The organism is Flavobacterium myungsuense (assembly GCF_042677265.1).
Classification (GTDB): domain Bacteria; phylum Bacteroidota; class Bacteroidia; order Flavobacteriales; family Flavobacteriaceae; genus Flavobacterium; species Flavobacterium myungsuense.
The window spans coordinates 92357-109862 of the sequence record NZ_JBHTIZ010000022.1 but is presented as its reverse complement, the minus strand read 5'-3'; the positions used below and the strand labels follow the sequence as shown (position 1 = coordinate 109862).

General features: G+C 31.7%; 14 protein-coding genes and 2 pseudogenes. 9 read left to right on the top strand and 7 right to left on the bottom strand.

Annotation, left to right across the window (positions count from 1 at the left end; genetic code table 11):
• Nucleotides 1-508: 508 nt before the first annotated feature.
• The 3 genes from ACFQ0S_RS08350 to ACFQ0S_RS08340 all read left to right on the top strand — a co-directional run bounded on the left by ACFQ0S_RS08350 (nucleotide 509) and on the right by ACFQ0S_RS08340 (nucleotide 6285).
• Nucleotides 509-2776, top strand: coding sequence for an aconitate hydratase (locus tag ACFQ0S_RS08350; protein ID WP_379759090.1), 2268 nt, complete (start codon nucleotides 509-511; stop codon nucleotides 2774-2776).
• A 336-nt stretch (nucleotides 2777-3112) separates the two neighbouring features.
• Nucleotides 3113-4705 (top strand): DUF4832 domain-containing protein, encoded by a 1593-nt coding sequence (locus tag ACFQ0S_RS08345; protein ID WP_379759087.1) that lies wholly within the window; start codon nucleotides 3113-3115, stop codon nucleotides 4703-4705.
• Nucleotides 4706-4875: 170 nt separating this feature from the next.
• Complete coding sequence (locus ACFQ0S_RS08340) at nucleotides 4876-6285, top strand: APC family permease (RefSeq protein WP_379759084.1); 1410 nt, start codon at nucleotides 4876-4878, stop codon at nucleotides 6283-6285.
• 81 nt (nucleotides 6286-6366) lie between these two features.
• On the opposite strand, the gene ACFQ0S_RS08335 is transcribed toward ACFQ0S_RS08340, so the two are convergent.
• A complete protein-coding gene (locus tag ACFQ0S_RS08335) occupies nucleotides 6367-7758 on the bottom strand; it encodes a trypsin-like peptidase domain-containing protein (RefSeq protein ID WP_379759081.1) in 1392 nt (463 codons plus the stop codon).
• A gap of 132 nt (nucleotides 7759-7890) precedes the next feature.
• Between ACFQ0S_RS08335 and dapF the strand changes: the two genes are divergently transcribed.
• The 5 genes from dapF to ACFQ0S_RS08310 all read left to right on the top strand — a co-directional run bounded on the left by dapF (nucleotide 7891) and on the right by ACFQ0S_RS08310 (nucleotide 11914).
• Entirely contained in the window at nucleotides 7891-8694 is an 804-nt protein-coding gene (gene dapF / locus ACFQ0S_RS08330; protein WP_379759078.1) for a diaminopimelate epimerase, read from the top strand.
• Nucleotides 8688-9218, top strand: coding sequence for a GNAT family N-acetyltransferase (locus ACFQ0S_RS08325; protein ID WP_379759076.1), 531 nt, complete (start codon nucleotides 8688-8690; stop codon nucleotides 9216-9218). The genes dapF and ACFQ0S_RS08325 overlap by 7 nt, the downstream gene beginning before the upstream one ends.
• Before the next feature lie 10 nt (nucleotides 9219-9228).
• A complete protein-coding gene (gene mltG / locus ACFQ0S_RS08320; protein WP_379759073.1) occupies nucleotides 9229-10272 on the top strand; it encodes an endolytic transglycosylase MltG in 1044 nt (347 codons plus the stop codon).
• A 3-nt stretch (nucleotides 10273-10275) separates the two neighbouring features.
• Nucleotides 10276-11181: a DUF2279 domain-containing protein gene (locus tag ACFQ0S_RS08315; RefSeq protein ID WP_379759070.1), complete on the top strand. Its 906-nt coding sequence runs from the start codon at nucleotides 10276-10278 to the stop codon at nucleotides 11179-11181.
• 97 nt (nucleotides 11182-11278) lie between these two features.
• Nucleotides 11279-11914 (top strand): peptidoglycan-binding protein LysM, encoded by a 636-nt coding sequence (locus ACFQ0S_RS08310; RefSeq protein WP_379759067.1) that lies wholly within the window; start codon nucleotides 11279-11281, stop codon nucleotides 11912-11914.
• A 44-nt stretch (nucleotides 11915-11958) separates the two neighbouring features.
• Here ACFQ0S_RS08310 and ACFQ0S_RS08305 read toward each other — a convergent pair whose 3' ends face one another.
• From ACFQ0S_RS08305 to dnaA, 3 genes and pseudogenes are all read right to left on the bottom strand, one after another.
• Nucleotides 11959-12672 (bottom strand): SAM-dependent methyltransferase, encoded by a 714-nt coding sequence (locus tag ACFQ0S_RS08305; protein ID WP_379759100.1) that lies wholly within the window; start codon nucleotides 12670-12672, stop codon nucleotides 11959-11961.
• Nucleotides 12673-12738: 66 nt separating this feature from the next.
• Nucleotides 12739-13140 (bottom strand): annotated as a pseudogene (locus ACFQ0S_RS08300) (low molecular weight protein-tyrosine-phosphatase); the annotation flags it as partial.
• Nucleotides 13141-13158: 18 nt separating this feature from the next.
• The gene (gene dnaA, locus ACFQ0S_RS08295; RefSeq protein ID WP_151106501.1) at nucleotides 13159-14586 is read right to left on the bottom strand and encodes a chromosomal replication initiator protein DnaA; all 1428 of its coding nucleotides are present in this window, start codon (nucleotides 14584-14586) and stop codon (nucleotides 13159-13161) included.
• A 198-nt stretch (nucleotides 14587-14784) separates the two neighbouring features.
• Between dnaA and ACFQ0S_RS08290 the strand changes: the two genes are divergently transcribed.
• On the top strand, nucleotides 14785-15192 hold the full coding sequence (locus ACFQ0S_RS08290; RefSeq protein ID WP_379759064.1) for an acyl-CoA thioesterase: 408 nt from the start codon (nucleotides 14785-14787) through the stop codon (nucleotides 15190-15192).
• 6 nt (nucleotides 15193-15198) lie between these two features.
• On the opposite strand, the pseudogene ACFQ0S_RS08285 reads toward ACFQ0S_RS08290, so the two are convergent.
• The 3 genes and pseudogenes from ACFQ0S_RS08285 to ribD all read right to left on the bottom strand — a co-directional run bounded on the left by ACFQ0S_RS08285 (nucleotide 15199) and on the right by ribD (nucleotide 17411).
• Nucleotides 15199-15808, bottom strand: a pseudogene (locus ACFQ0S_RS08285) (IMPACT family protein).
• Nucleotides 15809-16411: an HAD family hydrolase gene (locus tag ACFQ0S_RS08280; protein WP_379759061.1), complete on the bottom strand. Its 603-nt coding sequence runs from the start codon at nucleotides 16409-16411 to the stop codon at nucleotides 15809-15811. It lies immediately after the preceding pseudogene.
• Nucleotides 16404-17411 carry a bifunctional diaminohydroxyphosphoribosylaminopyrimidine deaminase/5-amino-6-(5-phosphoribosylamino)uracil reductase RibD gene (ribD, locus tag ACFQ0S_RS08275; RefSeq protein ID WP_379759096.1) on the bottom strand — a complete coding sequence of 336 codons (1008 nt, stop codon included), beginning with the start codon at nucleotides 17409-17411 and terminating at the stop codon, nucleotides 16404-16406. Before ribD ends, ACFQ0S_RS08280 begins: the two co-directional genes overlap by 8 nt.
• Nucleotides 17412-17506 lie beyond the last annotated feature (95 nt).

Here is a 17506-nt window from a genome sequence, read left to right as displayed (position 1 = left end):
GTTCAGTATATCAATAAATTCATTTTTGACAGACCTATAAACAATATTAAAAATCAAATAATTTAATTACACCCAACGGGTTAAGTTTACTATCATATTCTATTTATTTATTGCAGTATAATATTGTATTACAAGTAATGAAATTTTGCTTTAATATTAGTGCGTTTTCAATGATACAATTGCACTTTTTTACTTTTATTTACATTATATTAGTTTTTTTTCTAAGTTTTATCATGTATAAATACTTTGAAAAACTAATTATGAACTTAGGCAGCAATCAAAAATTCAATTGAATTCTCTTTTTACACCTAGATTTTTAAATATTTGAATGATAAGATTAATTTAAATTACGAATTTTCAATTATTTAAAAACATGAAAGTTTTAGTCTAATTCTTTTTTAGGATATGTTTAGGATTCCTCAGTGCTAAAAGCTTTTTATTCTCAATAAGATTGTTTAATTTTGTGCCACTTATATAAAAAACAGTAATAATATAATTCACTCATAGTATGGCTTTTGATATTGAAATGATTAAAAAAGTGTATGCAAACATGACTTCTCGTGTAGATGCAGCTCGACAAATAGTAGGACGTCCACTTACATTAACAGAAAAGATTTTATACAATCACCTCTGGGAAGGAAATCCAACCCAAGCTTTTAAAAGAGGGGTCGATTATGTCGATTTTGCACCAGACAGAGTAGCTTGTCAAGATGCAACTGCGCAAATGGCTTTATTGCAATTTATGCATGCAGGAAAGAAAACAGTTGCAGTTCCTACAACCGTTCACTGTGATCACTTAATTCAAGCTAAAGTTGGGGCTTCTAGCGATTTAGCTGTAGCAAATACACAATCTAAAGAAGTTTTTGATTTTCTTTCTTCTGTTTCTAACAAATACGGAATTGGTTTTTGGAAACCAGGTTCAGGAATTATTCACCAAATCGTTCTAGAAAACTACGCTTTTCCTGGAGGTTTGATGATTGGTACCGATTCACATACTGTAAATGCAGGAGGATTAGGAATGCTAGCTATTGGTGTTGGTGGTGCTGATGCAGTTGATGTAATGTCAGGAATGTCATGGGAATTAAAATTCCCTAAATTAATAGGCGTAAAATTGACCGGTAAACTCTCTGGCTGGACTGCCCCAAAAGACGTAATTCTTAAAGTAGCAGATATTCTTTCTGTAAAAGGTGGAACTGGAGCTATAGTTGAATATTTTGGAGAAGGAGCGTTGTCAATGTCATGTACAGGAAAAGGAACTATTTGTAATATGGGCGCAGAAATTGGAGCTACCACATCTACATTTGGTTATGATGAATCTATGAGAAGATATCTATCTGCAACTGGTCGTCAGGACGTTGTAGATGCTGCCGATACTGTAGCTTCATATTTAACAGCTGACCCAGAAGTATATACTGACCCAGCAACTTATTTTGACCAAGTAATTGAAATTAACCTTTCAGAATTAGAACCACATATTAATGGTCCTTTTACTCCAGACCGTGGAACTCCTGTTTCTCAAATGAAAGCTGAAGCCGCTGCAAACGGTTGGCCAATTAAAGTTGAATGGGGTTTAATAGGTTCTTGTACCAATTCATCTTATGAGGATATGGCTCGTGCTGCTTCAATTGTAAATCAAGCAATCGAATTAGGAATTAGCCCAAAAGCAGAGTTTGGTATTAATCCAGGGTCAGAACAAATTAGGTATACAATTGAAAGAGATGGCATGATTGCTACTTTCGAAAAAATGGGAACTAAAGTTTTTACTAATGCTTGTGGACCATGTATCGGACAATGGGATAGAGCAGGGGCTGATAAAGGGGAGAAAAACACCATTGTTCACTCTTTTAACAGAAACTTTTCTAAACGTGCCGATGGTAACCCAAACACTCATGCTTTTGTTACTTCACCAGAAATGGTTGCTGCTTTAGCTATTTCAGGTCGCTTAGATTTTAATCCTATAACTGATACTTTGATAAATGATAAAGGAGAAGAAGTTAAATTGAGTGCGCCTTATGGTGATGAACTACCTAAAAAAGGATTTGCTGTCGAAGATGCAGGATTTCAAGCGCCAGCTGAAGATGGTTCAAAAGTACAAATTGTTGTAAGTGAAACATCAGATCGTTTACAATTATTAGCTCCATTTGATGCTTGGGACGGGAAAAATATTATGGGAGCTAAATTACTTATTAAAGCTTTTGGAAAATGTACCACCGATCATATTTCTATGGCTGGACCTTGGTTGCGTTTCCGAGGACATTTAGATAATATTTCAAATAATATGTTAATAGGTGCTGAAAATGCTTTTAACCAAAAAGCGAATTCAGTTAAAAATCAAATAACAGGACAATACGATACTGTTCCTGCTGTAGCTCGTGAATACAAAGCAGCTGGAATTGCTTCAGTTGTAGTAGGAGATCACAATTACGGCGAAGGGTCATCTCGTGAGCATGCAGCCATGGAGCCTCGTTTCTTGGGAGTGAAAGCAGTTTTGGTAAAATCATTCGCACGTATTCACGAAACGAACTTGAAAAAGCAAGGAATGTTAGGTCTTACTTTTGCAAACGAAGCAGATTATGATAAGATTCAAGAAGACGATACTATAAATTTTATAGATTTAGTTGATTTTGCTCCAGGCAAACCATTAACTCTTGAATTCGTTCACTCAGATGGTTCTAAAGATAGTATCTTAGCTAACCATACCTATAATGATGGACAAATTGGCTGGTTCGTAGCTGGGTCTGCTTTAAATTTAATTGCAGCTGCAGGTAAAGCATAATTTATTCTTTAAGTTTTATAGAAATCCTCGAAGTTTTTTCGAGGATTTTTTTGTTTTTAAGTGATTTTTTATTTTACAGGCTTTTCGGTAAATACTTTTTTTTAGATTGACTAGCTACATTTTAAATTAATTTATTGATTTTAAAAATATATCTAAATTCTTACAAAAAAAATATTTTAACGTATTTAATCGAATTTATCAATCACTTAATCGATTTTTTTATTTTTTTATTTTTTTTAAATATTTATTTGTAGTGCAATATTGTTAATCCCAAATTAGCAGTAAAGCAAAAAACATTTCCCCAAATGTTATTATTAATCTTAACCTACTATTGTTATGAAAAAAGTATTACTCATGCTGCTTTTTACAGCGGCTCTGCAGGCACAAACAAAAAGTTATGTGTCTAGCACTGAAAATTTCTCAAATCCTGAAAGAGGATGGTACAAGTATTCTAAAGCTCAAAGTACAACTACATTTTCTTTCTTAAGCCAATCTTCCTTGACTAGTTCACGGATAAATGAAAAAGTAACTCTAATTTTAAGAATTTATGATTTAGGAGCGTTTAAGAATACTCCAATTTCTCAAACCTTTTTAGATAACATCCTGAAAGATTTTAATACATTACGGTTATCGGGCGTTAAGGCTATAATTAGGTTTCGATATACTGAAGTTGATGCTGTTGATGCAACTAAGGCGCAAATCATTTCTCATATCGAACAATTAAAAACAATTACTATTCCTAACCAAGACGTAATATCAAATATTGAAGCTGGATTTATTGGTCAGTACGGGGAATGGTATTATACCAATAATTTTGGTAATAACGGAGTTGTTTCTGCACAAAACCTAGCTGACAGAAAAGAAATAGGACTAAAAATATTAGAATTAGCTCCGGACAGAATGGTGGCCTTTAGAACACCAAGTTTTCAACAAATTATTAGTGGAACTACCTCAATTTCACCTGCAGAAGCTTATAATGGTTCAGCTAAATCTAGGGTTGCATTACACAATGACGCTTTTTTATCTAGTGCTTCAGATGTTGGTACTTTTAAAAATACCGCTCTCGAGTATCCTTATTTAGAAGGGCAATCTAAGTATACTTTTTGTGGTGGAGAATCCAATCAATTGAATACTACGTATCAAAATTGCACCAATGCTGTTAGTATGTTAAATAAGTTTCATTACAATTATTTAAATATAGGATATTATGGAGCTACTTTAGATTTATGGAAAACGAGCGGTTGTTATGATGAAATACAAAGAAGACTAGGGTATCGATTTGAATTGTTGAATTCTACAATTACTAATAATGATTTAACCATCAATTTGCAAAATGTTGGTTTTGGTAATGTTTTTAATCAAAGAAAAGCATTCATTGTATTAAGAAATACTTCTACTAATGTTGAATATTCTTTTCCTATAAATTCAGATGTACGTTTATGGCATAGAGGTACACAAACACAAATTGTTCAAAACTTAAATCTTGATGTGCCAGTAGGAACGTACTCATTATTTTTAAATTTACCAGACCCGCAAATAGCAAATCCTTTATTCTCTATTCAATTTGCTAATGTTGGAGTTTGGGATGCTACTAAAGGCTATAATAATTTGAATCAAACTTATACTAAAACAACTGCAACTGTATCTATAACTCCAGAACCTATAGTAATTACAGAGCCAATAATAGTTGTAGAACCGGTTGTAACTTCTACTCCAGTTGTTGTTGAACCAGTAAAAATTACTTTGATAAATAATTCGATAATTACAGTAACGAATTTGCCAGTGAAAGAATTTACGATTGAGGTTTACAATTTGTCTGGAAGATTGAGATCCAGATCAACAAATATTTCTAATTTAAGAAGTGGATATTATATAGTAAAAGTATTCTCGGGAGGAATTATATACACTCAGAAGATTTATAAAGTTTAATAAGGGAAATAAAGATTGATTTTTTTGTATTTATGTTTTCTCAAATGACAAACCTGTTCTTATATAGAGCAGGTTTGTCTATTTTTAGATGAATTATATTCTAAATTTATATTTCAGTTTCATTTTTTGATGAAAAAGTATATCTTTAGCCACACTCTAATCGAAATTTTATGTCAGATTCTAATAAAGATCAATTTAAAAGAGAACTAGGATTACTAGACGGAACAATGCTTGTCGTTGGTTCTATGATAGGTTCAGGAATATTTATTGTAAGTTCAGATATTGCTCGACAAGTAGGTTCAGCAGGCTGGTTAACCTTAATTTGGATAATTTCTGGAATTATTACAATGATAGCTGCTGTTAGTTATGGTGAATTGAGCTCCATGTTTCCAAAAGCAGGCGGACAATATGTCTATCTAAGAGAAGCCTATGGGAAATTAATTGCTTTTTTATACGGTTGGAGTTTTTTCGCGGTAATACAAACAGGAACAATTGCGGCCGTTGGGGTTGGATTTTCCAAGTTTGCAGCCTATCTATTTCCTCCAATGAGTGATGAAAATATTCTTTTTGAAATAGGTGTATTTAAACTCAATGCAGCTCAAATAGTATCTATAATTACTATTATTTTCCTAACGTTTTTAAATAGTCGTGGGGTAAAGAAGAGTAAAATGATGCAAACCATTTTAACAATTATTAAAATTTTATCGCTTTTTGGATTAATTATTTTTGGTTTTCTATTGGCTGCAAAAGCTGAGATTTGGAATGCCAATTGGTCAGATATGTGGGCTACAAAATCATTCGTTAAAGATTCAAGTTCTTGGTTACCAATAAGTGGTGTAGCATTAATTTCAGGAATTTCTGCAGCTATGGTCGGTTCTTTGTTTTCTAGCGATGCATGGGTGGGCGTTACATTTATAGCTGCTGAAATAAAAAATCCGAAACGAAATGTAGGTTTAAGTTTGTTTCTTGGAACTTTTATAGTTACCATAATTTATGTATTAACAAATTTAATGTACCTAGCGGTAATTCCTTTTGATGAAATTGCAACGGCAAAATCAGATAGGGTTGCTGTTGTAGCTTCGCAATATATTTTTGGAGATATAGGAACTTATATTATTGCCATAATGATTATGATTTCAACATTTGCGTGTAATAATGGTTTAATAATGGCAGGAGCTCGTGTCTATTATACTATGGCAAATGACGGATTGTTTTTTAAGAAAGCAGCAAAACTAAATGCATCAAGTGTTCCAGAATGGGCTTTGTGGGCGCAATGTATTTGGGCATCAGCATTGTGTTTGACAGGAAAATATGGTGACTTACTAGATTTTGTAATAATAATCGTTTTGATTTTTTATATTTTGACTATATATGGTATTTTTATTCTTCGTAAAAATATGCCAAATATAGAAAGACCTTATAAAGCTTTTGGCTATCCTTTTTTACCCTTGTTCTATATAATTGTAGCAAGTGCTATTTCTATTGCTTTATTGTTTACCAAAACAAGTACTTGTGGATGGGGAGTTTTAATTATGTTAATTGGAATTCCAATTTATTATATTTCTAAACCAAAGGAGTAATAGTAGCAAATAATATTCATTAAAAAAGCCATCTTAAAATTGATGGCTTTTTTGAAAATATTGAAAAACTAGTAAGATGAATTATAAAATTAATCGGATAATTTGTCCAGTTACAGTCATCATTTCTATTTGCACGGTTTCTTTTTCGTCAATATTAGAAAATATTTTTGATGCCGTTTCAATATCTGTAATTTTAGTATTTCCAATGCTTAAAATAATTCCACCTTTTAAATCATTTGCATAAACATTAAGACGCTCATTATTAAGTTCTTTTATTTTTACGCCATAATCCACTCTGAATTTTTTCTTGTCGGCAGCTGTAATATTTTCTAGTTCAAGTCCTTTAAATTCTGTACTAGACACACTAATTTTTGACAATGTTACTGTAGTGGTCATCGTTTTTTCTTTTCGAATAAAAGTAACTAATACCTTGTCGTCAGGTCTTTTTGTATTAACGTAACCAGATAACTCCGCAAAAGTAGATATGTTCTGATTGTCTAATTTAATAATGATATCTCCTGTTTGCAAACCTGCTTTTTCAGCTCCAGAATTTTTAGTTGTTTTTTTAATGTAAAAACCTTGTGTTTCTTTAATGCCTAATTCTTTTGAAGCAGAACCATTTAGCTCAGCACCTTCAACACCAAGAATACCTCTTTGTACATTACCAAACTCCATAATGTCTTGAATAATTTTCCGAGTAATATTTGAAGGTACAGCAAAAGAGTACCCCACATAAGAACCCGTTTGGGAAGAAATCATAGTATTGATACCTATTAACTCACCATGAGTATTGACCAATGCACCACCGCTATTGCCCGGATTTACAGCAGCGTCAGTTTGAATAAAAGATTGAATTCCGTTTGTATCTAAATTCCTCGCTTTTGCAGAAACAATACCAGCAGTAACTGTTGAGGTTAAATTATATGGATTACCAACTGCCAAAACCCATTCACCTACTTTTACATTATCAGAATCGGCAAAAACAGAATACGGTAATTTTTCGTTAGCATCAATTTTTAAAACAGCGATATCCATTTTGGCATCTGAGCCAATGAGTTTTGCTTTGTATTTTTTCTTATCATTTAAAGTAATTTCTAATTCTGATGCATCCTTAACCACATGGTTATTGGTTACAATATAACCATCCTCAGAAATAATCACTCCTGAGCCTGTTCCTACTTGTTCTTGTTGTTGCTGACCTCCAAATCCATAGAAAAATTCTAACATTGGGTTAGTAGTTGTTCTAAACGAAACATTTTTTACGTGAACAACAGTATGAACTGTTTTGTCTGCGGCCTCAGTAAAATCTATTGCCTCACTACTCAAACCTACACTTCTAGAATAATTTTCAGGCGCTAGTGTTACTATTGATTTAGGCCTTATCAAATCACTTTCAAATAATAGTTTGTATGCACCAAGTGTTGTTGCACCGCTTAATAAAGAGACTAAAAATAAATTTCCAAATCTTTTCATTTTTATTATAGTTTTAAATTATTTAAAAGTAAAAGTAAAAAAATATTTTTTCTATAAATTGAGTTTAACGCACGTTTAACAATGATTAACTTTTAATTAATAGTTGTACTTTTGTATTATTACAATTTAAAAATGCAAACAGAATTTTACAAATACCAAGGCACAGGAAATGATTTCGTGATGATTGACAATCGTACTAATTTTTTCCCAAAAGAGAACATTAAATTAATTGAACAACTATGCAATCGCCGTTTTGGAATAGGAGCTGATGGATTAATTCTTTTAGAAAATGATTCGATTGCTTCGAATCTCGCAAATGCTACTGATTTCAAAATGGTCTATTACAACTCTGATGGCAATCAAAGTTCCATGTGTGGAAACGGTGGCAGATGTTTAGTTGCTTTCGCCAAAAAATTAAATGTTATTGAAAATCAAACTGTTTTTATCGCTACAGATGGTTTGCATCACGCAACAATTTCAGAAGACGGAATCGTTTCGCTTCAAATGAAATCAGTAGATGCTGTAAAAATAACACCCGAATATGTTTTTTTGGATACAGGTTCACCTCACCACATTCAAATGGTAGACCATTTAGAACATTTTAATGTTAAAGAAGTTGGAGCCAAAATTCGCTACAGCGATTTGTACGGGAATGCAGGAAGTAATGTAAATTTTGTGAAACAAGTTTCCGAAAATACCTTTGCCATAAGAACATATGAAAGAGGTGTAGAAGACGAAACCTTATCCTGCGGAACAGGAGCTACAGCAGCCGCAATTGCTATGTATAGTATAGGAAAAACCAATTTAAATACTGTTCAAATTAATGTTCAAGGTGGCAAACTCGAAATTTCATTTGATAAAACGCATGAAAAGTTTACCAATGTTTTTCTGAAAGGACCAGCAGAATTTGTTTTTAAAGGAACGATTCAATGGTAACTTTAAAAGGTCAAAATATTTATTTACGTGCGCTCGAACCCGATGATTTGGAGTTCGTTTATTCAATAGAAAATGATGAGTCCATTTGGGAAGTAAGCAATACGCAAACCCCTTACAGTCGATTTTTGATTCGTCAGTATTTAGAAAACGCACATCAAGACATTTATGAAGCCAAGCAACTTCGATTAGCAATATGCAAAAATCAAGATTTCTCTGCCATAGGTTTAATAGATTTATTTGATTTTGATCCTAAAAATAATAGGGCAGGCATTGGTATTCTCATAAAAGATTCTAAAAACAGAAATTCTGGAATTGGTTCAGAATCATTAGATTTACTAATTCAGTATGCTTTTGCAAAATTAAATTTACATCAACTTTATGCTAATATTGATATAGAAAATGAGGTCAGTTTAGCACTTTTTACTAATTTTGGTTTTCAAAATATTGGAACCAAAAAACAATGGAACTTGGTTGACGGTCAATACAAAGACGAAGCTTTGTTTCAATTAATTAATCCATCTTAAATTTATCATTTTGAACTTTAAAAAAATTATTACACTATTTTCATTGCTATTAATTTCAAGTTTAATAGTTTACGGATACATATTATATCGTGATATTTTTGGAGCCAATACCAAGTTTAATGAAAATGAAGTTTTTGTATATATTCCAACAGAATCTGACTACGAAGCTGTAAAAAAAATAGTTTCTCCTTATATACAAGATATGGAACGATTTGAAATGGTAGCTAATAAAAAATCATATCCAGAACGAACTGAAAAAGCAGGACGATTTTTACTTAAAAAAGGAATGAATAGTAATGAAATTGTAAATGCTTTACGTATAAATGTTCCTGTTAATTTGGCTTTTAATAATCAAGAACGACTAGAAAACTTTGCTGGACGCATTGGTTCTCAAATTGAAGCGGATAGTTTGAGTTTGTTAACTGCTTTTAAAGATAAAAAGTTTTTAGAGGAAAACGGATTTACAGAAGAAAATGTTTTGAGTATGTTTATTCCCAATTCCTATGAATTCTTTTGGAATACAAATGCTACAAAATTTAGAGATAAAATGGCAAAGGAATATCGTAAATTTTGGACTGAGGCCCGCTTAGAAAAAGCAAAAAAGCTAAATCTAACACCTATTCAAGTGTCTGTATTAGCATCAATTGTGCATAAGGAAACCGTAAAAAGAGATGAAAGACCAAAAGTAGCTGGGGTTTATTTGAATAGATTAGAAAGGGGAATAAAATTAGAAGCTGATCCAACTGTTATTTATGCTGTTAAATTAAAATCAGGCGACTTTACTCAAGTTATAAAAAGAGTTTTATATAAAGATTTAGAAACCGATTCCCCTTATAATACATATAAATACGAAGGTTTACCTCCAGGGCCAATAGCTATGCCGGACATCACCGCTTTAGATGCTGTATTAAATCCTGAAAAACACAATTATATTTATTTCTGTGCTAGTGTCACAAACTTTGGTTATCATGAATTTGCAGTAACAACTGCTCAGCATGAAGTAAACCGCCAAAAATATGTGGCTTGGGTTAACCAACAAGGTATAAAAAGATAAATTTTGAAATATAAAACACCTATTTATTTAATTCTATTTGTTTTTATATTTTCTTCTTCTATTTTCTCTCAAATTTTAAAGCCTACTGATACTTTAAATACTAAGAAAAGAAATACAGTGGCCATTTCACAAGTAGCACTTTCTACAGGAGTTTTAATAGGATTGAATCAACTTTGGTATGCAGACTATCCAAAATCAGATTTCCATTTCATAAATGACAATGCCCAATGGCTTCAAATGGATAAAGCGGGTCATGTATTTTCTTCCTATCAATTAGGCAGATTTAGTAAAGAGGCATTACAATGGAGTGGAGTAAGTAGAAAAAATCAATTGTTATATGGTGCCACTTTAGGATTTGTATTTCTTTCAGCAGTTGAGGTTATGGATGGGTATTCATCTAATTGGGGCGCTTCAATTGGTGACGTTGCAGCCAATGCTTCAGGAACTGTAATGTATGTATCGCAGGAGTTGTTGTGGAAAGAGCAGCGAATTATTCCAAAATTTTCTTTTCATACCACACCTTATGCACAAGTTCGTCCAAATGTTTTAGGAAATACTTTAAGCGAACAAATTTTGAAGGATTATAATGGGCAAACGTACTGGTTGTCATTTAATTTACATTCGTTTATAAAAGGTTCTACAATACCAAAATGGTTCAATGTAGCCATTGGATATGGAGCAGAAGGAATGATTACAGGAAATAACACCTTTATAAACACTATTTTTCTCCCAGAATCAAAAAGATACCGCCAATTTTACTTTAGTTTCGATGCCGATTTGACTAAAATTCCCACAAAATCGCATGTGTTAAAAACTTTTTTTTCAATATTTAATTCTGTCAAAATTCCAGCTCCAACGTTTGAAATCAATGGCAAAGGAAATTTTAAATTTCACTTTATTTACTTTTAAAAAACTTTAACTGATTGATTTTCAGATTTGTATTTTTTGTTGTACATTTGCACTGTAGAAATTTCTTGAAGTGACAGGTTAAGAAGAAAAACAAAACATGATAAAAAAATGGTTTTTTTACACAAGTTTGATTGTAATAATTGCTTATTTAAGTTCTGGTTTTAAACCCTTCGAATTACAAAATCACAATTGGTTTCAGGCAAATAATAATGATGAATTATCATACTTATTTCCTTCAAAAGAACAAAAAGATTACCCTAATTTAAATGTCCCTTTTACTGGAAAGTTTTTTATAGGTTTTAAAGAAGCAGTTGCTTTTAAAGAATCGCAAGGCAAATACAAAAAAATAAATACTTTGGGTTATATGGGTAAATACCAGTTTGGTTTAGAGACTCTTAAAACCATTGGAATTCATGACAGCCTAACCTTTCTAAATAGTCCTAAATTACAAGAAAAAGCATTTGTTGCACTTTTATCAAAAAACAAATGGGAATTGAAGGACGAAATCGAAAAATTTTCTGGAAAAATAATTAGTGGTGTTAAAGTCACTGAATCTGGTATTTTAGCTGCGGCTCATTTAGGTGGTGCTGGTTCTGTAAAAAGATTTCTAAATTCTAATGGTGCTAAAAAATGTAAAGATAATTATGGTACTTCTGTAAACACGTACATGAGAGAATTTGGGGGTTATGAAACATCTGGTATAATAGCTGATAATGATGCAAAAGCAAAATAACAATTGTATTCATTAAAAAACAATCCTGCTATGACAGGATTTTTTTATGATTTGTGAATAATAAAAATGGTTGGTCTGTTGTGCAAATCTATAGTTGCTTTTTTCCAATCTGAAACGCGCATGGTTTTAATATACTCAGAAGGTAACGTGATATCTGCAGCAACACACAAATGAGTGTTGGGTTGCAAAGCTTGCAAAATATCATCTAGCATTTTATTGTTTCTAAATGGTGTTTCAATAAAAATTTGCGATTGATTTTTGTCCTGAGATAATTTTTCCAAATTTTTAATAGCTGTTTTTTTCTCTGCCTTATCAATAGGAAGATAGCCGTTAAATGCAAAATTCTGACCATTCATTCCAGAAGCCATCAAAGCCAAGAGAATAGATGAAGGACCTACTAAAGGTATGACCTGAATGTTTTTTTCATGGGCTAATTTAACAATTACTGCGCCAGGATCTGCAATTCCTGGGCAACCTGCTTCAGACATTAAACCAATATTTTTGCCTTCAAGACATGGTTGAATCATTTTATTGTGTTCTGAAATTAAGGTATGCTTGTTCAAAGCACTTAATCTCAATGAAGCTTGAACTTTTTCAGGATGAATACTTTTTATAAATTTTCGAGCGGTTTTTTCATTTTCAACAATGTAGTCATCAATAAAATTTACAGCTCTTTTTACCGTTTGTGGTAAAACATCTAAGGGATCACTTTCGCCTAAAGTTGTAGGGATTAAATAGAGTTTTCCGCGAGTAGAAATAGTTTTTGGTGTAGCTGTTTTGCTATGTTTTGCTATTAATTTTTCAGCAATGACTTCGCAAGATTTGTCTAACATGGCAAAAACGGAATCAAATCCGTTTTGCAACCCATAATAGGGATCAGGAACATCAACATTTTCTCCTGGAAAAAGTTCGTTTAAAATAAGTTGTACTTTACTTTTTTGTTCTTCGTTTTTGGCTAGGGATAGTACATCATTATAATTGGAGTTATCCATTACATATATGTAATCAAAAGTATCTAGGTCGGTACTCTTAAAATGTCTGCCTTTTTGATGTGAAATATCGAGTTTGTTTTTTTTGGCAACTGCAATGGCTCTATCATCAGGTTGTTTTCCAACATGCCAATTTCCTGTTCCTGCAGAGTCTACAAAAAATAAATCTTTAGGGAGTTTTGAGGCTAATAATCCTTCTGCCATAGGAGAACGACAGATATTGCCAAGACAAACCATTAAAATTTTAACGGACATTTACAGAGTTAATTTTTTATTGATGTCTTCTACAAATTTTTTGAATTGCTTGTCAGTAGAAACTAAATTATCAACTGTTTTGCAAGCGTGAAGCACGGTTGCATGGTCGCGATCGCCAATTTGAGAACCAATATTTGCTAATGAAGCTTTAGTGAATTTTTTTGCAAAAAACATGGCTAATTGCCTTGCTTGCACAACATGACGTTTTCTAGTTTTAGATTGTAAGGTTTCCAAATCCAATTGAAAATAATCAGAAACAATTTTCTGAATATAATCTATAGAAATTTCTCTCTTTACATTTTTAACAAATTTCTCTACAACATGTTTGGCTAAATCTAAAGTAACTTCTTTTTTATTGAAAGAAGATTGTGCTATTAATGAAATAATGGCGCCTTCTAATTCTCGAACATTTGTTTTGATGTTTCTGGCAACATATTCAATAATTTCGTCAGGCATTTCTACACCGTCTCGATATAAAATGTTTTTTAGAATAGAAATTCTAGTTTCATAATCAGGCTGATGCAGTTCAGCCGATAATCCCCATTTAAATCGAGAAAGCAAACGCTGTTCAATGTCCTGCATGTCAACAGGTGCTTTATCAGAAGTTAGAATTACCTGTTTTCCGTTTTGATGTAAATAGTTGAATATATGAAAAAACACGTCTTGAGTTCCTGATTTTCCAGATAAAAACTGAACATCATCTATAATTAAAACATCAATTAACTGATAGAAATGTATAAAATCATTTCGATTGTTTTTCTTTACAGAATCGATATATTGTTGCGTGAAAATTTCTGCTGAAATATATAAAACGGTTTTCTCAGGATATTTATCTTTAATTTCAACGCCAATAGCGTGAGCCAAATGAGTTTTACCTAGTCCAACTCCTCCAAAAATTAATAACGGATTAAATGATGTTCCTCCGGGCTTATTGGCTACTGCCATACCTGCAGAACGGGCAAGTCTGTTAGAATCTCCTTCAAGAAAATTATCAAAACTATAATTAGCATTTAATTGGGATTCTATTTTTAAGTTTCTAATTCCTGGAATAACAAACGGATTTTTTAATTCAGGACTTAAGTTTTTAAATGGAGCATCCACTTCTTGGGTTTTCATAGAACTTCTATGGGCACTTGGCAATTGCTCCATGAAAGGTTGCTTATTGCCATATGTATTTTCCATTTTTATTTTATACAATAATTTAGCGTTCTTACCAAGTTCCTTGGTTAAGGCTACTTTTAACAATTTTACGTAATGTTCTTCAAGCCATTCGTAGAAAAATTTACTAGGAACTTGAATATATAATGCATTATCGGTAAGCTCAACAGACTTAATCGGTTCGAACCAAGTTTTGTAAGCTTGGTCTTGGATATTGTCTTTTATGAAAGACAGACAATTTTCCCATACTGATTGCGCAGTTTTGCTCATATTTTTTGTTAAATTTGTATTTTTATTAAAGGTTATCTTACAAAGAAATAAGGATATATTTTATCTCTTTTTTGGGGTAACAAATATGTGAACAAAAATCGTTAAAAAAAAATTAAATACACATTGGTTTTTTAAAAATATTGTTGTAAGGCATATTTTTTACAATCATAAAGATACTATAAATTTAATATAAACAACATGAAAGAGCATCAAATTGAAGTAAGGGTACGTTATTCAGAAACAGATCAAATGGGAGTTGTTTATCATGGAAATTACATCCCTTATTTTGAGATAGGTAGAGTTGAATGGCTCAGAAACAAAGGGGTTTCCTACAAAAGCTTAGAGGAAAGTGGAATTGCTTTACCAATAGTTTCTATGACTATAAATTACAAAAAGTCAGCGCGTTATGATGACCTATTGGTAGTAAAAACGAAGTTCAAAAAACACAGTACTGTTAAGATAGAATTTGATTGTGAAATTTGGAGTGAGCAAAATGAGTTATTAACAACTGCTGCTTTTATTTTAGTTTTTGTAGACTTAAAAACGGGTCGTCCAACTACACCTCCTGATGCAATAAAATCACTTTTAAAGGAAATAGAAGAATAATTAATTTTAATTTTTCTCTTTTATTTCAATTTGAAACATAGAGTTAAAGATTTCAAATAACATTTCAGCATTTTTTTTTCGCGTTGCAATTTCAATTTCACAATTTAGTTCCATTTTTTGAGAAACAATTACTGCATTTTTTTCTTTTATAACTCGCATTACTTTATTCATGTTTTTATAGTCAAATGAAACTATAAAATGAATATCTATTATTTTTTCGATTATTGATGCAGATACTAAGGTTAATTGAGCAGCAGTTTTGTATGCCGAAATTAATCCTCCAACACCTAATTTTATTCCTCCAAAATACCTATACAATTACAACTAATACATTAGTTACTTCAAAAGATTGGATTTGTCCGTAAATAGGCATTCCTGCACTATTAATGGGTTCTCCATCGTCATTTATTCGATAATAAATAGACTCAGTTCCAATTTGAAATGCATAACAAAAATGAACAGCATTAAAATGTTTTTTTCTTAGAGGCTCTAGTAATGATTTAATTTCATTTTCCGAACTTATTGGAAAAGCATACCCGAAAAACTTGCTGTTTTTTTCTTTGAAAAGAATTTCCTCAGAAGGTAAGGCTATAGTTCTGTAACTATCCAAAATGATTTAAAATACTTCAATTTCAAATAAATCTACCACATCTTCTTGACCCACTTGTAAATTCCAAACCTGAATCCCTAAAGCTTTTGCTGAATCGGTATTCGCTTTTTTATCATCAACAAATAAAGTATTTCTAGGGGTTAATTCATTTTGTTTTAAAACAAAATTATAAATAGCTTCGTCTGGTTTTCTCATGCCCATTTCGTAGGAAAAATATACTCTTTCAAAACATTGGTAAAAATCTTTTGTAAAAGAGGGTCCATATTTTTTTTCAAAATGTTTGATATGAATTGAGTCAGTGTTCGATAATAAAAAAAGGCGGTATTTGCCAGCAAGCATTTGTAAAAATTCTAAACGATATAGAGGAAAATCACCTAAAATAGTGTTCCAAGCCTTTTTAATTTCTTTAAAGGTTGCGTTTGGTATGAATGTTTGAAAACTTCCTAAAAATTCTTCTTCTGTGATTTTTCCTTTTTCGAATAAGTCATTTTTTACTAATAACGGATCGTTTAAGGACTCTAAACCTAATTTTTTAAATTCATTTTCTGTTGTTTCTTTATCAAGATTGATGAATACATCTCCAAAATCGAAAATAATAGCGTTAATCATAATTTTTAAAAATTAAAAGTTCATCTTCTAAAATGAATTGCCTTTCAATCCATTTCGATTTTAAAACTGGGGCTTTAGTTCCGTTTCCTATAAACAAATTTCCTTTAAAAACTCTGGCTTCGTCCCAAAGATTAGCATCAATAAAGGTTTGTAATGTTTGTGTTCCTCCTTCAATAAGTACCGATTGAAGATTACGTTCATATAAAATTGCACAAATTTGACTAGCTATAGTATTACTAAAATCAATTTCAGACGAAGAAAGAATTATTGTTTCTGCTTGATTATCAAAGATATGACTTTCTTTTGAGATTCTATTATTTTGGTCTAAAACTATTCGAGTAGGATTTTTTCCAACCCAATCTCTAACATTTAATTTCGGATTGTCATCAACAACAGTTTGAGTGCCAACTAGAATTGATTGTTCTTCACTGCGCCATTTGTGAACCAATTGCCTTGAAAATGAATTAGTTATCCAAACAGGTTTTTGTTCTGACTTATTTTTTGGAGCTATAAATCCATCTTGACTTTCTGCCCATTTCAATACAATATAAGGACGTTTTTTCTCGTGAAAAGTAAAAAAACGTCTGTTCAATTCTTTGCATTCTTTTTCAAGAATTCCCACAATAACATTTTTGCCATATTCGATTAATTTTTTTATTCCATTTCCAGCTACTTTTATATTTGGATCTAAAGTCCCTATGACAATATTTGGTATTTTATATTCTATGATTAAATTACAACAAGGTGGCGTTTTTCCATAATGGCTGCATGGTTCTAAACTTACATAAATAGTTGCTTTTTCAAGTAAAGATTTGTCTTTTACAGTTTGTATAGCATTCACTTCGGCATGAGCACCACCATAAGCAGATGTGTATCCTTCACCAATAATTTTGTCTTGGTATACAATGACAGCACCAACCGATGGATTTGGCATCGAAGCCGGTAAGCCCTTTTTGGCAATTTCTAAACACCTTTTGATGTATTTTTCGTCTATATTCACCATACAAAAATAAGATTTAGTTTTATATAGAATTGTAATAGTAACAGATAAATATCAAAAACACATTTCTTACTTGATTTCTATTAAAGTGTGAA

Coding starts and splice junctions, on each gene's coding strand:
- ACFQ0S_RS08310 (WP_379759067.1), top strand. CDS start 11,279: ATGATAAAAAAATGGTTTTTTTACACAAGTTTGATTGTAATAATTGCT.
- ACFQ0S_RS08325 (WP_379759076.1), top strand. CDS start 8,688: ATGGTAACTTTAAAAGGTCAAAATATTTATTTACGTGCGCTCGAACCC.
- dapF (WP_379759078.1), top strand. CDS start 7,891: ATGCAAACAGAATTTTACAAATACCAAGGCACAGGAAATGATTTCGTG.
- dnaA (WP_151106501.1), bottom strand. CDS start 14,586: ATGAGCAAAACTGCGCAATCAGTATGGGAAAATTGTCTGTCTTTCATA.
- ACFQ0S_RS08335 (WP_379759081.1), bottom strand. CDS start 7,758: ATGAAAAGATTTGGAAATTTATTTTTAGTCTCTTTATTAAGCGGTGCA.
- ACFQ0S_RS08290 (WP_379759064.1), top strand. CDS start 14,785: ATGAAAGAGCATCAAATTGAAGTAAGGGTACGTTATTCAGAAACAGAT.
- ACFQ0S_RS08280 (WP_379759061.1), bottom strand. CDS start 16,411: ATGATTAACGCTATTATTTTCGATTTTGGAGATGTATTCATCAATCTT.
- ACFQ0S_RS08345 (WP_379759087.1), top strand. CDS start 3,113: ATGAAAAAAGTATTACTCATGCTGCTTTTTACAGCGGCTCTGCAGGCA.
- ACFQ0S_RS08350 (WP_379759090.1), top strand. CDS start 509: ATGGCTTTTGATATTGAAATGATTAAAAAAGTGTATGCAAACATGACT.
- ACFQ0S_RS08340 (WP_379759084.1), top strand. CDS start 4,876: ATGTCAGATTCTAATAAAGATCAATTTAAAAGAGAACTAGGATTACTA.